Genomic DNA, 16,277 nt, shown 5'->3' with positions numbered 1-16,277 from the left:
TAGCCTTAGAAAGGGTTATTTAAAAATCCAATAATCTATATTGAACAATTGTCCTTCACCACCTTTGAACACAAGGAATAAATCATGTATTCCACTCGTTTTATTTATAGCAGAATTATAAGATCTCCAACCCCCGATATTATCAATTTGGCAATTACCGATAAGTGGACCATCAAGACTATCTATTCTGATTTCTATATTTCCACCGTTGATCGAGGCGGCATATGCTTGAAAATATGTTGCTCCTTTTTGGAAGTCAACAGACTTAATTTGAATGTAATCTCCATTGTCTATGGACGTTATATAGATATCATTTTTATCATTCTTATTTGTTTTAAGACCCTCACTCCAAGCCATAGTTTCAGCTTCAACTCTCTTGTATGGATTTATAGAACCTACTGCTTGAACTGCTGTGCCTTCATACCACCAAGGTAATTCTTGTATTGTACCATCCGAATTATATTTTATCTCGGCAACGCAAGTAGAACGACGCTCGTGATGCTTGTCGGTTATCATAAAATTTAATCGATAGTTAAACCCAAAAAGATAAGATTTACCTTTATAATCTATAATTCCAGGATGATTACCAGACGATCTTCTATCGGGCTTCATTATATAACCTTTGAATTGCCACGGGCCAATAGGAGAATCGCTCATTGAGTAGGCAATACCTTCGGGACAACATGTACTGGCATATGCCAGATAATAATGTCCATTTCGTTTATATACCCATGGTCCTTCTTGATAATGATATGGGTCTTTTTGTCCATCTACTTTAGCTATCGATGAATCTTTTGTAATCTCTCCTGAATATGAAATCATATCTTCATTCAGTTTTACATACCAAAGGTTCGGGTTACCCCAATATAGATATGCCTGACCATCATCATCGATGAGTACTGTTGGGTCTATACTGTCATACTGGTTGCTTATCAGAGGCTTACCGATAGGGTCCTTAAATGGCCCAAGCGGATTGTCTGCAACTAATACTCCAATACCTCTGCCTTGTACTGGACAATACATATAGAATTTACCATTACGTTCAATACATTGAGATGCCCAAGCACCGTTTTCGAATTCACCCCAACCTGAAATGGCTGCATCGGCCCATTTAAAATCATATAAGTTTGCTATAACGCCACGTTCAGTCCAGTTTACCATATCGGTACTAGTATAACAAAGCCATTCTTTCATACGAAATCCAGCCATCCCTTCAGGGGCATCATCTTCGTCATGACCAGTATAAAGATATACGGTTCCATTATGTACTATTGGGGCTGCGTCAGCTGTAAATTTTGTTTGGATAATTGGCTCTTGAGCTTTTATTATATTTGCAAGAGTGCCAATAAACAGTATTACTGTTATTATATATAATCTGTTCATAATATGTTGTTTCATTATTTTCCGGCACACTGAATTTCATTCCGCATAACTATTATACCGTATTTTGTTTGTATGATCAGCTAAATGTTATCCCAGAATTGAAATAAATATGCATTTGTAGTCAAATCAATTAGAACTTAACATCAATTTTCTTTCCGTCGTAATTAACCTTTTTAGTTGCCCCGTCTTGAAGAATAATTGTAAATTGTCTATTGTTCAGCATACCTTCGTATGAGCCTTTCCTTGGGCCGATAGCCAGTTTGCGAGACGAGTTATCCCACGTTATAGGTATTTCTGTATATGCGCCGTTTTCGTAGTTGTAATTATCAAATTCATCTTCGTAAAGAATAAAACTTCCGTTTGCTCCGTCATATACTTTCAATATTAGATTATCCCAGCTCGTTTGAGTTGCATATTGCACCTTTGGCCCAATCGGAATTATACTTCCGGCCTTCACATAAAGAGGTATCATGTCAATGCTCGTTTCCCTTGTAATTTCTTGACCACCATTATGTTTTTCATTAGTCCAATAGTCATACCAGGTAGTTCCTGCAGGCAAATACACTTGAGTATGTTTTTTCTGAGTGAAGTCTATCTTTTCCTTTTCTTTTTCAGTATTGCTCGTTTTTTTATTCCAGCCACTTTCTTCGTTTACTTTCACTATCTTTTCAGGTGTATACTGAGCCTCAACTATTGGAGCAACAAGAATAGCTTTTCCAAACATATATTGATCATTCATGTCCCATACATTTTTATCATTTGCAAAGTCCATAACCAATGCTCGCATGAAGCTCGATTGCTTATTGGTCACCTCCCATGATGTAGAATAAATATAAGGCAACAGAGAATAACGTAAATGGATTGCTTTTTCAATAGCATCATAAATAGGTTCGCTTTTCTCACCAAAATAGTATATTTCTCTTTTAAGATCAGTACCATGCGAACGCATCATCGGGGTGAAAGCTCCTTGCTGCATCCAGCGAACGTATAATTCCTGATACATAGGGTTTTTAGATGCACTACCATCATTCCATGATTTATTATATTCTCCGGCAAAAAAACCGCCTATATCTGAGTTAAAATTAGGATTACCTGTTAATGTAAAGTTCAAACCTGCCGGGATCTGTTTACGAAGCGATTCCCAAGATGAGCCTATGTCACCCGACCATACATTAGCACCATAACGTTGCTGGCCGGCAAAACCTGATCGAGTGAGTATAAATACACGTTTATCTGATGATATTGCACGTTGATTTTTATATACTCCACCTACAGTCATAAGAGGATATGCGTTGCGTACTTTACGAAAGGAACCTAAATAGGTTTGAGTATCAAAATCTTCGGCTTTCCATCTTAAATGGTCCGGTTCTGTAGAATCCATCCACCAACCATCTATTTTTCGTTTAAATAGACCTTCGTTAAGATATTTCCAATAAATATCGCGAGCTTTAGGATTGTATGCATCATAAACGCGAACTCCCGACGGATAATCCATATTTGGGGGCCAAGCTTCAAGTCCTGATTCAGGCCATGTACTGATGTTGAACAACATTCCATTTTGATCAAGTTCATGATAAGGTTTCGTGTGAGGACCAAATGAAGACCAGATGGAAATGATTATATGCGCATTGTTGGCATGTACTTCATCTATCATTTGTTGGGGATTAGAAAATTCAGGATTTAAAAAATCCATTGCATTCCACAAATAGTTGTTACCCCAATATTGCCAATCCTGAATAATACCATCCAAAGGAACACCGAGTTCTCTATGTTTACGCACTACTTCCAAAAGCTCATTCTGACTTTTATAACGTTCACGACTTTGCCAAAAACCATATGTCCATAGAGGAAACATTGGTACTTCGCCTGTCAATGATCGCATTTTAGCTATTACTCCGTCAGAATTTCCTCCATACATAAAATAATAATCGATACAATCACCAACTTCGGAATCGAACGATGTTTCATTCTGGTTGTCTGTGAATTTTGTAGGTGAATAATTATCCCAAAATAATCCATATCCTTTTACTGATTGAATGAACGTTGTAACATCATCAGTATTCCCCTGAATTAGATTACGAACTTGGTTACGTTGAGACATTTTTCCATTCTGAAGAATACCTAGGCCATAAATAGCTTCTTCTTTATCGAGTATGAACGACTGTTTTACCTTATAAGTTTTTATTCCGGCATCATTGAAGTCTGTGAATGATGGAGTGTTATTCTCGGCTAGTAACTTATTCCCTTTAGAATCGTAAAATGAAATGTATCCTGATGATAGATTCAGAGTAACCTCAATAATGTCACTTTTTATCCTTATATTATTGTCTTTTTCGACAATTGAATATTTAACATCTTGAGGCTTTTCAATTACAGATAAACTCTCTTTGGTGTAAACCTTTCCTTGCGGAGATTTTAATATACGTACAGTAGATGGGTTGATAAACTGAATTTCCAGATCCAGCGAATTGGTTGTAGTCTTAAGTCCATATTTCGTTTTTTCATAACTCTGTGCTATTAATGCGGTACTACAGACGAAAAGTAGCAACATTAATATCTTAAAAGATTTCATGTTCATGGTAGTTAAACTCGTTAGTTAATAATTGATTAAATTGAGTCTAAAGTTATTTATAGACATTCACAAGGGTATACTAACCATGTTGAAACAAATAGAAGCTATGTTGATTTCTTTACTTTTTCAGCATATTCAGAAGGTCGGCAATTGTACATTTCCTGAAAACATTTGCTAAAATAGCTTGGACTACTGAATCCAATCATATCTGTAATCTCGGCTATGCTCAACTCTCCTTCAAGTAGAAGTTGTGCAGCTCTCTGTAAACGTATATTTCGAATAAATAGCGATGGCGACTTATCCAGTAAAGCTATGAGCTTGCGGTATAGGCCCGTTCGATCCATACATAGATCACGGCTTAGCTGCTCTACAGAATAATCGGGGTTGTTGATGTTTTTTTCAACAAATTCAATAGCACGTGCGAGAAATACATTATCTGTAGGGGAAAAATTCCAATTGTCGGTTTGTTGCTTATTTACCCTTTCTTGGAAACCTTTTGTTTGATCAGTATATTTTTTTTGTTCAACTTCGTATTGACTGCATTGGTCTATTAAACTGCGAATTCTTAGTAATAATATTTCCTCTTTGTGTTGGCGTTCAAGCTTTCTTTTTGTAATATATGTATATAAATATACAGCTACAAATATTATAAGAATTAGGAATAACAAGTAAAGAACATAAGCTGTAGTTGTTTTCCACCAAGGAGCGTGAATCGTTATTTTTAATTCGTAAATGTCTCCATTCCATTCTGCATTGTTATCAGAGGCCATAACTCGTAGTATATAGTTGCCGGCAGGCAGATTTGTATATGGGATTCGTAGAATACCATCATTCTGTTCTTGACCTTTAGAATAAGTGTCGATCCAATTATTGTCTATGCCTACTAATTGATAGCGATAAAAGGTTTGTGTTGGATTTATATAATTGATTGCCGAGAGCTCGAACGTTAAAAAGTTCTGATTATAAGATAGTTGTATCTCATCAGTGAAAGAGGCTGATTCGGAAAGGATTATTCTATCATCATATTTTTTTCCAATAATAACATCCTCTCCACGTAACCGTAAATTTGTAAGAATAGGTTTAAAAGGCAGGTTGTAGGGAGATAAAACGGATGGATTTAACATATTGAAGCCATCTATTCCACCAAAGTAGAGAGTGCCGTTACTAGCCTGAAAAATAGATCCTCTGATATATTCGCCATCTAATGTTCCATCGTAAATATTGAAATTCACAAAATGAAACTTCTTGGTTGTTGGATCAACTTTTATTTGAGATATACCATAACTGGTTGTAACCCAGATGTTATTTTCAAAATCTTCTAATATCCCTTGTATAAAGTTGTTACTTAAACCATTCTCGGTATAGAAGGTTTGTCCATTATCTTTATCAGAAGTAAATAATTTTAAACCATCTTGTGTTCCAGCCCAAGTCCAACCTCTTGAATCTGTATAAAGGGATGTATACTCTTGATCTCGAAAAATATTTTGTGGGCTGACATTTAATTTTTCTTGGATTTTTGAAGATAAAGTTGATTGCTCAATAGGGATCAAAGAACGATTGTTGGACGAAGATGATTTATATTGATAAAACTTGAAATTGCATTTTACATATATATTACCACTCTTATCTTCGGCAAAATACTGTACCATAATGTCTTGAGAGATGGGTTCAGGGAAATAGGAACGTCCTATATATGTAAACTTATAGCGTGATGGATGGTAATATAACAAACCACGATTAAGGGTTCCCAACCATAAACCGCCTTGCTTGTCATAAAATATGGTACTTATTTCTGTATTGATAATGTCGCCTTCAATAGTCTTTAAGATTGGTAGATATTCTTTTTTGCCTGTTCGACGATTAATTATCCAAATTCCATTTTTACAGCTAATATAAATTGTTTCGTCGGGGGCGACAATCAATGTATTTAATACGTAGTCTGTTTCGAGTATTTTCTCCCATATTTGTCTGTTTATATCAAAAAAGAAGAAGCCCCCTTTTACTCCATTTCGTAATTGGTACAATCCATCATTTCCTTTGACTACGAGTGATGTGTTTTTAAAGTTTTCAAGTTCTGCTTCAGGGTATGCCGCTTTACTGTATAGTTGATTTTTCGTTTTTATACTATAACATACAATTTCACCAGTATTATAGAATAAGTATAAGTTGTCTTTTTCTACAGCTAAGTCCTGTAAATTGCCACTGTTTGAAGATAAATCAAAATATTCTTGCGTATCTAGCCTCAGTAATCCATGAAGCGTAAGTAACCACATTCTATGTTCACTATCGATGAACATATCTTCTACCGATTCTTCAACTCCAAGCTCTTTGAAATAATTGCCTATATTTTTTACATATTGCTCAGTCTTTAAATCTATGCAAAATAATTTATTTAGTTCTTTTATCCAAAGATGAGAATTTGAATCCTGATAGATACGATAAAATCCATCGTATGTACTCAGTCTGTAAGTAGATCCGAATGTGCGGTGAATATACGAGAAATGCGCTCCATTGTATATGTTTACATTACCACTTGTCGTAAATACCATTCGTCCATCAGGTAACTGTAAAATATATCGTACTTGGTTATCGCTTAGACCATGAGATACATTTACTGGAGTAAATACATAATCGTTGGCCTTAACAATATATATAGCTAAGAGATGTAATATAATTACTATTATTATTTTGAATTTCCAATTCATATTCTAAAGATAAAACTTTTAGAAATACAAAATGGCATGTTAGCATTGAGTCTAGTCTTATTTATCTAAAACTGGAAATATATTATCTAAAACTGGAAATCAGTATATAAATCAGTTTCTAGATTTGTGTTATGTAAACTATTGGGAGGTTTACTTATATCGAATTGATTATGAAAAACGCAAAATAAATATCAGGATCAAAAATTTTGATGACTCCAAGAGTCGGAATTGAAAAACACTATAAGAATATAAACACAGAAATTGTAAATTTTTATTGATGAAAAAAAAATCAAATGCATTAATTATTATAATTATTGCCGCTATTTCATTACAATTAAGTGCCCAAACTAAGCTCCCTAGCCTTCATATAGACGGTCGCTATTTGAAGGATACCCATGGTAATATTGTTAATTTACATGGCTTTGCCCAAACATATAGTCCGTGGTTTAACGAAATGGGAAAATATTGGGATGGCTATGATGTTGATGGCTGTTTGAAATATAATAAAAGCCTTATCGATAAAATAATGGAAGTGGGTTGGGAGATGAATTTTCTTCGCTTACATATGGATCCACATTGGAGTAATGTTCCCGGATGTATCCCAGATTATCACGAAGCTCCAAACTGTTTTGATGAAAACCGCTTTAAGAAATACTTGGATGAAGTGTTTATTCCTATGGCAGAGTATGCCATATCTAAAGGATTATATGTTATAATGCGTCCGCCGGGAGTGTGTCCCGAAAGAATAGCTGTAGGTGATGATTATAGCCTGTTTCTTCTTCGGGTATGGACTATTGTGGCTCAGCATCCTAAGCTAAAGAATCATCCTAATATTATGTTCGAATTAGCTAATGAACCAATAAATATATTAGGTCCAGAAGGTGATTATGGAGCAAGTTCACAGGGACATTTCGATAAATTGAAAGAATACTTTCAAAAGATAGTAGATGTCATGAGAAGTCAGGGTTGCGACAATATCCTTTGGATTCCTGGATTAGGGTATCAATCGTTATATAAAGGGTATGCACTAAATCCGATAGAAGGAAAGAATATAGGTTATGCAATTCATATATATCCGGGATGGTTTGGTAGCGCAAACGGTTATGAAACATTCAAAAAAGAATGGGACATAAATGTAAAACCTGTTGCCGATTTTGCCCCAATAGTTGTTACAGAGATGGATTGGGCTGATGAAAAATATCAGGCATCGTGGGGGAAAGGGCATACGGGAACAGCTGGAGGTGACGGTTTTGGTGCCAACTTTAAGAAAATTGTAGATGATGCAGGAAATGTTAGTTGGCTTATCTTTACATCTCCGGACCAACTAGCAAAATTTACGGGTATACCACCTGCACAAGGAGAAGAATATACATTTTTAAATGATCCTGAGTCATGTCCGTGGCCTACATATCATTGGTACAAAGAGTATGCTAAATCAAATTATCCAAGGCCTGACTTCTTAAATCAATCTCATAGCGATAATGGGGATGGAACATATACCAATCCGCTAATTCATGCAGATTTTCCAGATCCGGATGTTATCCGTGTAGGTGATATATATTACATGGTAACAACAACGATGCATATTTTCCCCGGGGCAACAATTCTTAAATCATATGATTTGGTTAATTGGGAATATTGTAGTAATCCTTTACAGATGATAGAATCCGATGATTGCTATAATATGGATTCTAACTGCCAAAGAGAAGACGGAAAATACAGGTATGCACGTGGACAATGGGCTACAAGTATAAAATTCAACAATGGTAAATTTTATCTACTTTTTACGACCTTGAATGAAGGTAGTTATTTGATGACAGCGACAGATCCCTCTGAAAAATGGAGTATTCGGAAGTTATCTCATAGCTATTATGATCCGGGATTATTCTTTGATGAAGATGGAAAAATATACATCGCACATGGTATTTCGAAACTTAGAATAACCGAGTTGGATCAAGAATTTAAATTTATAAAAGAAGAATCTGTTTTTACAGGAACAGCAAAGGAGGGGCTTGAAGGTGCTCACTTGTATAAGATAAATGGGTATTACTATATTTATGCTACGTATGGAGGTTTTCCTTCCTATCAAACGGCCTTACGATCAAAAAACATATTTGGCCCTTATGAAGAAAAAATATTGTTGGACGATGATAATATTCATCAAGGGGCATTAGTTGAAACTCAGACAGGAGAATGGTGGACTGTATTATTCTATGATAAGCTTCCTTATGGGCGGTTACCCAATCTGCAGCCGATAAAATGGGCCGATAACTGGCCTGAAATAGGGGTGAAAGTTGATGGAGTAAATAAAGGTGTTAAAACCTATCAAAAACCAAATGTCGGGAGAGATTACCCAATTAGAATATTACCAACGAACGATAATTTTAGAGATTATAAATTGGGACTACAATGGGGATGGAATCATAATGCCGATGGATCAAAATGGTCGTTGACGGAACGTCCGGGTTTTTTGAGAATGAAAACAGCAAAAGTTACAAATGAATTTATAGATGCTAAAAATACATTGACTCAAAGAATATTCGGTTATCACTCGGATGAGATAGATTCGTATGGTACAATCAAGATGCATATACAAAATATGCAAGAGGGGGATGTTGCTGGGCTAGGAATATTTCAAAAACCTGATGCTTTGATTGGGGTTAAGTATGAGAGTGGGGAGAGAAAACTTTTTATTAAAAATAATACGAATTATAGTTTTGGGGAAGTAACTAATGATTCTATTATATATTTCAGAGCAATAACAAACTATGGAACAAGTAAAGCCCGATTTTATTACAGCTTAGACAATGTGAGCTATAAACAGTTGGGGGATGAGTTGACAATGGTCTACGACTATGACATTTTTTGCGGAGTCAAATTTAGTATATTCAACTATGCAACCTCAGAGTTGGGTGGTTATGTGGATGTAGATTGGTTCAGTACGGAAGAGATTTTTACCGAAGATAAATTTTACGATGATTCCTTCGTTGGATATTCTGAGGAACAATTGACACTTGTTGATCTTAAAACAGAATCAAATGATATAACGATGCTTGTTGGAACGAGCAAAACATTAAAGGTGACGGCCATATTTGCAGATGGGCGTGAGGAGGATGTTACTACCAAGGTGACAGTAATTAATAATAATCCTGATATTATAAGATATGTTAATGGGCAAATAGTTGGATTAAGGGAGGGGGCAGCAGATCTTACAATAAACTATAAGTCTGCATTTGGTGATCCTAGATCATTGGAAGTTCAGGTCAATTCGAAGATGTTCCCTTTAATTAGTGAACTGTTAAACCCTTCAATATGGACAGATGGTAGCTTTGATGAGAGTAATGGCAAATTGATAACAGGTCCTTTTGGCTTCGGAGGTTGGGAGTTTAACAACGGACTAAACCTGTCGGAGTACTCACATTTGATAGTTAAATTCACAAAGCCTGTACAAGGAGGTAATTTCTCTTTCAGAATATGGGATGAAAGTAGTTATTGGACAGAACCTGCGATGATTAATATTGCAGATGGGACAGAGTTACTTGAAATAGAGCTTAAAACCTTAGTTAAGTATATAGATGGAGAGGCGAAACCTTTAGATTTGTCCCGAATATATAGAGTCGGTTTCTGGTCATTTGGTAATATTCCTATCTATCTTGAAGATGTATATCCTTATTTGGATGAAGAAGGTGAATGGAACAGTGACGCTTCTCTACATCGATTGATAACTGAAGATGGTAAAGATATTGATATAAATGAATGGTATATTGTTCCTCGGGATAATACATTATCAGAAAACTCATTTATAATTGAAACTGCCTTAGATGCAAAAGTTTTTATTGGCAATGAGGAGTTGGTTAGCAAAAAGATGGTAGTAAATACATCTAAGCCTTCTATTCAGACTTTGACTTTTAAGATTGTTTCTCCGGATGGGAAACATAGTCAAAATTATACCTTAAGACTAGAAAAACGCTTTAACTTCGATGACATTATTATTACACGATGGGACAATACTTTAATTGTAAACGGTAATAGTAGCACCAACGGAGGATTTGAGTTTGATCAGTATAAGTGGTTCAATAACGGAAAAGAAATTTCGAGAGGTCAATATTATTCGGCAGGACCTAATAAAACAGACAAACTAAGTGGAAATTATTATGTAGAGCTTACGACTAAAGGTGGCGAGGTACTTCGTTCATGGGACAAAGAAATCAAGATAGACTATTCAATGTTGATGAAGATATATCCTAATCCGATTAAGAATGGAGAGACTGTCTCAGTTCTGTTAGATGTTGACCAAGGTCTCCTAGACAAAACAACAATAGAGATATATAATATTAACGGAATAAAAATGGGTTCGACTAAAGCAACAGGAAATGTGACGACCATTGTTATGCCTTCTTCAAGCGGAATCTATATATTAAAAGCTGTGTCGGAAGGATGGACTGGGCAAGAGCGGTTAATTGTAAAGTAACAATGAATTTATAAGAATATGAAGAAAATATTAATATTGATAATAATAGTAATATTCCCACAGAAAAATATATTAGCGCAAGGCCCTTCGAAGCACGAAATATCATTCTCTATTTCTGGAGGTTTATCGACGTTGAGATACAGTGGTGATTTTGGAAGTATGAAGAATTGTATAGGAGGTTCTTTTGGAATAGGGTATAATTACTATTTATCGAAGCAATGGAGTGTTGGGACAGGGCTAGAGCTATCTCTACATAATGCTCAAATAACATTGGATGACTATTCAGATTCTTATAGTAGTAATGATGGAGAATATGATTTTGAGTTTAGAACAGTGGTTACAAACTATAAAGAAAAGCAAGAGGCATTATTCTTGAACATTCCTATTCATGTACACTATCTAACTCCTATTCTTAAAAATCATCATTTTTTCGTAGGGAGTGGATTCAAATTTGGTATACCGGTTTCAGGTAAATATGAGATACTGAATGCTTCCATTTCTAATTCTGGATTATATCCGATTTGGAGTGGAGAAAAGGACCTAATTCTAAATACACAAGAGTTTATGGGATTTGGAAATTTCGAGCGACAAAATATAAAGGATGACATTAGTCTAAAAATAGCTTGTCTTTTATCTATTGAAACCGGTATAAAGTGGCAATTGGATAAAGCCTTTTCTTTCTATACCGGAGGGTATTTTGATTTTGGACTTAATGATATAAGTAAGAAGGGTAAAAAGCTAATAGAATATAAAATTGATGAATCTGAAAACTTTGTTAACAATAGTGTTGTTAATACGAAGGTTATAGGTAAAGCTGTACCTATTGCTGCAGGAATAAAAATAAGACTATCATTTAATTTATGATTTGCTTCACGACGATGAATAACGTAAGTTAAGCGTTCTTTGTTCGTAACAATACTTTATCAGTATTGTTTAATTATTAAGAGGTCTTGAATAGAATATTTTATTCAGACCTTTCGTCTGTATATTATAGTAAGCTGGCTAAATATATAAATGAATTATAATTGATTATTTAAGAAGGAAAATGTAAGTAAAAAATTATTTGTATGAATTTTGTTAACCTTGTACTAATAGGATAAGTTTCAGATCTAACGTAATATTGAATATTGGCTCTCAACAAATATGATATAGTTAAACTTTATCTTGTTACTATGAAAATTATAATGATCACATTATTGATTATATTATCAATATTTACCGGTTATTCATCAAATACTAAATTTTATAATATCAATGAAACTTTAAATATAAATATGCGAGAAGTCGCATCTATATGTAAAGATAATAATGGTTTTATTTGGGGGTCATCAAAAACCGGCATACTGAGGCTTTCCGGAGATGATTATCGTATTTACAAATTACCCTATGAAACAGCAAATGTAATTTTTGTTAAACTGACCTACGAAAATCAGACTCTTTTGGCTTATACCAATAATGGACAGATATTTAAATATGAAGAAGTGTCTGATAAATTTAGTCTGGTAATAGATATTAGAAAGCCTCTAAATGATTATTTTTTAGGAATAAGTAAAGTTGTTGTTAATAATGATGGGTCGTATATAATTGCATCTTCGGTTGGCCTATACAGATATCATAATAAAGAATTGCATCGTTTTGAAGGATTCACTACAGAGATACACACTATTGAATGGTATGAGGACCATAGATTCTTTGTTATATGTGATGGTGGAATTTGGCTCTTGAATACAAATAGCAAAAAAAGTGAAAAGCTTTGCGATTATTCATCATATAAGTCAATTCAGTTCGTCAAACTTTTTTATGATAGAAAAATAAAAAAACTGTGGCTGGGAAGTAGTACAGATGGTGCTTTTATTTTTGATATTTCTGATAAAAAATTACAGCAAGTTTCTGTTAAAAATTTTCCAAAACAGCCAGTTCAGGCTTTTTCTGTCAATAGCGATTCTACTATACTCATAGGAATCGATGGGCAAGGAGTCTGGGAGTTGACCAGAGCTGGAGATAAAGTCCTTAATATCTATAAAGAGAATGCAGATAATCCTCAATCCTTGAAAGGAAATGGAGTATATGATATTTTTAGTGAGGGTAATAAACGAGTGTGGGTATGTACTTATAGTGGCGGAATATCATTCTTCGATAGGCAGACACACAATGTAACTCAGATTTCTCATAATATAAATAATCAAAACTCGCTGAAAAATAACGATGTAAATAGAATAATTGAAGACAGTAAGGGCAATATCTGGTTTGCAACTAACAACGGTGTAAGTTGTTGGAATGTGAAAACGAATAAATGGAAAACTTATTTTGATAGTAAGAATGATAATGCTCAAGTATTTTTATCCCTTTGTGAAGATAATAATGGTAATATATGGGCAGGAACTTATTCTTCAGGAGTTCATGTAATTGATGGCAAAACAGGTGAAGAAAAAGCATATTATTCAAAAGAACGGCAAAATTCAACCCTTACTAATAACTTTATTTTTGATATTTTTAAAGATAGCGATGGAGACCTTTGGCTAGGAGGCCCTCCAGGTAATATTTTTTGTTATAAGGCTTCTGAAAATAGATTTAAGGCTTATCCATATCAGCCAGTTAATGTATTCGCAGAATTGTCTCCGGATAAAATATTATTGGGTTGTACTTTCGGATTGTGTGTATTAGACAAAAAAGAAGAATCAACCCAGATTATACTAGATGGCCATATAGTTCAGGACATTCTAATTATGGGAGACGATATATGGCTTGGAACTAGTGGTGATGGTTTATTATGTTTTAATCTAGAAAGTAAATCGGTTAATAAGTTTACTACAAAATCAGGGTTGTTATCAGACTATATAAATAACATTCTTCTTATAAATGGTTATCTATGGTTAGGTACAGAAAACGGATTATGTAAATTTGACCCAAATGATCATAATGTTTCGGTATATTCTTCGATATCTCCTACATTAAATGTTTCTTTTAATCCAAATTCAGGATTCAAGCTGAAAAGTGGTGAGCTAATATGGGGAACTAATAATGGGGCAATAATGTTCGATCCTATATCTTTACAGCCAATCCCATCCGAGGGACGTATTTTCTTTCAAGATCTAATTGTTTCCGGGAGATCTATAAGAAAAAATTCAGCATTTACATTAGATGAACCTCTTGATGCTTTAAAAAAAATATCGCTTGATTATACTCAAAATACCTTAACACTCGAATTTTTATTTATCGGGGCATCTACTGCCGACTCTAAATTTTCGTGGAAAATGGAAGGAATAGATAGTGACTGGACTGAACCGACTAATTATCGAAATCTTACTTATACGAACCTACCGAGTGGTAGCTTTGAGTTGAAAATTCGGATGTTTGACAGTTCTTTGTCTGAAATAATCAGTGAGCGCCAATTATCTATATATATAGCTCCTCCGTTTTGGAATACATGGTGGTTTAGATTGCTAATTATACTGATATTATCATATATCGTATATTCGTCATTAAAATTTTATATAAATAGGTTAAAACAGCAACATACAGAAGATAAAGTTCGATTTTTTACAAATATGGCTCACGATATTCGAACATCTTTAACTCTAATAAAAGCTCCGGTGGAAGAACTCAGTGAAGAGCCGAATTTAACAGAAAGAGGTAAATATTTTTTATGTTTAGCTATCGAACAGATTAGACGGCTTTCTTCTGTAACAACCCAGCTTTTGGATTTTCAAAAAGTTGATATAGGCAAGGAACAAATGTCGCTTAGCATGATTGATATTGTAAGATTTGTATCACATCGTAAGCTAATGTTCGAGTCGTTAGCTAAAAATAAGAATATTGAATTGATCTTAATCCATAATCGGCCTTATTTTTATGTTAAAGTAGACGAGGTTATGATGACTAAAATAGTAGATAATTTAATCTCAAATGCTATAAAGTATTCGTATCCGAACAGTCAGGTAGAGATTACTATGACTTTCGATAAAAATGATTGGATTATGGAAGTTCAGGACTATGGAATAGGAATATCAAAAAAAGAGCAGAATAAGCTTTTTCAGGAATTTTATCGTAGCGAGAATGCTATTAATTCAAAGATTGTAGGTTCGGGAATAGGGTTACTACTGGTTAAACATTATGTTGTATTACATGGAGGTTCGATAAGTTTTGATAGCAGGGAAAACGAGGGCTCTAAGTTTAAAATTACCATGCCTATTAAAGCGATAAATGAGGATGATGAGGTATTTACTTTAAACAGAGAGGATATAGATTTTAAGCAAACGGGCTTTAGCCAAAGATTATCAATAAAAGATAATTCTATAGATAAAGATATGCAGATTCTGGTAGTTGAGGATAATGATGATTTAAGAAACTTTATTCAGCACTCGTTAAGTTATAAATTAAATGTTTCTGTGGCTCAAAATGGGGATGAGGCTTGGAGTCTTATTCAGAAAACAATGCCCGATTTAGTCGTCTCTGATATAATGATGCCAGAAATGGATGGTTATGAGCTGTGTAATATGATAAAATCTACTTTCGAAACATCACATATACCCGTTATTTTACTTACAGCTCTGACCGAAAGAGAAGAGCAATTGCGAGGGCTGGCGATAGGGGCTGATGATTATATAACTAAGCCTTTTGATATGGTTCTTTTGTTTCAAAAAATAGTATCAATTATTCAGAACCGAAATGCAGTAAGAGACAGGGCTCTGAAAGCTATAACAAAAGGAGGGGAAGAGCAAGTTTTTGCAAATGAGTTTAATGACCAGTTCGTAAAAAAAGCAATAGAAGTTGTGCATGCAAATATGGATAATCCTAAATTTGGGAAAGATGATTTTGCTAATGAAATGTATGTGAGTCCATCTCTTCTATATAAAAAAATAAAGACGTTAACCAATCAATCTCCAGTTGATTTTATTAAGGGTATTAGACTAAACCATGCTTTAGAATTGCTGCAGACCAGAAAATATAGTGTAACCGAAGTAAGTGTATTTTGCGGTTTCTCGAGTGTTGGCTATTTTAGTACGGCTTTCAAAAAGCACTTTGATAAGTCTCCGACTGAAATTTGAATATGCCAGAATCACTTGCTAACGACTATATAACTGTGATATATTAACCTCGCGTGTTTGTGTCTACAGCATGTTCTACCCACATTAAAAGTTATATG

Annotated in this window: 6 protein-coding genes; 3 read left to right on the top strand and 3 right to left on the bottom strand. The window is 34.4% G+C overall.

What is annotated here, in order from left to right:
* Window positions 1–15: 15 nt before the first annotated feature.
* The 3 genes from JGH11_RS05590 to JGH11_RS05580 all read right to left on the bottom strand — a co-directional run bounded on the left by JGH11_RS05590 (window position 16) and on the right by JGH11_RS05580 (window position 6,660).
* Window positions 16–1,383: a glycoside hydrolase family 43 protein gene (locus tag JGH11_RS05590; RefSeq protein ID WP_370567565.1), complete on the bottom strand. Its 1,368-nt coding sequence runs from the start codon at window positions 1,381–1,383 to the stop codon at window positions 16–18.
* 130 nt (window positions 1,384–1,513) lie between these two features.
* Window positions 1,514–3,955 (bottom strand): glycoside hydrolase family 31 protein, encoded by a 2,442-nt coding sequence (locus tag JGH11_RS05585; protein WP_201110586.1) that lies wholly within the window; start codon window positions 3,953–3,955, stop codon window positions 1,514–1,516.
* 104 nt (window positions 3,956–4,059) lie between these two features.
* On the bottom strand, window positions 4,060–6,660 hold the full coding sequence (locus tag JGH11_RS05580; RefSeq protein WP_201110585.1) for a two-component regulator propeller domain-containing protein: 2,601 nt from the start codon (window positions 6,658–6,660) through the stop codon (window positions 4,060–4,062).
* Between the two features lie 277 nt (window positions 6,661–6,937).
* On the opposite strand from JGH11_RS05580, the gene JGH11_RS05575 reads away from it, so the two are divergent.
* The 3 genes from JGH11_RS05575 to JGH11_RS05565 all read left to right on the top strand — a co-directional run bounded on the left by JGH11_RS05575 (window position 6,938) and on the right by JGH11_RS05565 (window position 16,179).
* Window positions 6,938–11,131, top strand: a complete 4,194-nt coding sequence (locus JGH11_RS05575) for a family 43 glycosylhydrolase (RefSeq protein WP_201110584.1) — start codon at window positions 6,938–6,940, stop codon at window positions 11,129–11,131.
* Between the two features lie 18 nt (window positions 11,132–11,149).
* Window positions 11,150–11,995 (top strand): outer membrane beta-barrel protein, encoded by an 846-nt coding sequence (locus JGH11_RS05570; RefSeq protein ID WP_201110583.1) that lies wholly within the window; start codon window positions 11,150–11,152, stop codon window positions 11,993–11,995.
* Window positions 11,996–12,303: 308 nt separating this feature from the next.
* Entirely contained in the window at window positions 12,304–16,179 is a 3,876-nt protein-coding gene (locus tag JGH11_RS05565; protein WP_201110582.1) for a response regulator, read from the top strand.
* The last annotated feature ends 98 nt before the right edge of the window (window positions 16,180–16,277 follow it).

This window comes from Dysgonomonas sp. Marseille-P4677, from assembly GCF_016652235.1.
Classification (GTDB): domain Bacteria; phylum Bacteroidota; class Bacteroidia; order Bacteroidales; family Dysgonomonadaceae; genus Dysgonomonas.
Note: the sequence above shows the minus strand (reverse complement) of the source record. Positions and strands in the feature narration are given on the sequence as shown.

Coding starts and splice junctions, on each gene's coding strand:
- JGH11_RS05580 (WP_201110585.1), bottom strand. CDS start 6,660: ATGAATTGGAAATTCAAAATAATAATAGTAATTATATTACATCTCTTA.
- JGH11_RS05575 (WP_201110584.1), top strand. CDS start 6,938: ATGAAAAAAAAATCAAATGCATTAATTATTATAATTATTGCCGCTATT.
- JGH11_RS05590 (WP_370567565.1), bottom strand. CDS start 1,383: ATGAACAGATTATATATAATAACAGTAATACTGTTTATTGGCACTCTT.
- JGH11_RS05570 (WP_201110583.1), top strand. CDS start 11,150: ATGAAGAAAATATTAATATTGATAATAATAGTAATATTCCCACAGAAA.
- JGH11_RS05565 (WP_201110582.1), top strand. CDS start 12,304: ATGAAAATTATAATGATCACATTATTGATTATATTATCAATATTTACC.
- JGH11_RS05585 (WP_201110586.1), bottom strand. CDS start 3,955: ATGAAATCTTTTAAGATATTAATGTTGCTACTTTTCGTCTGTAGTACC.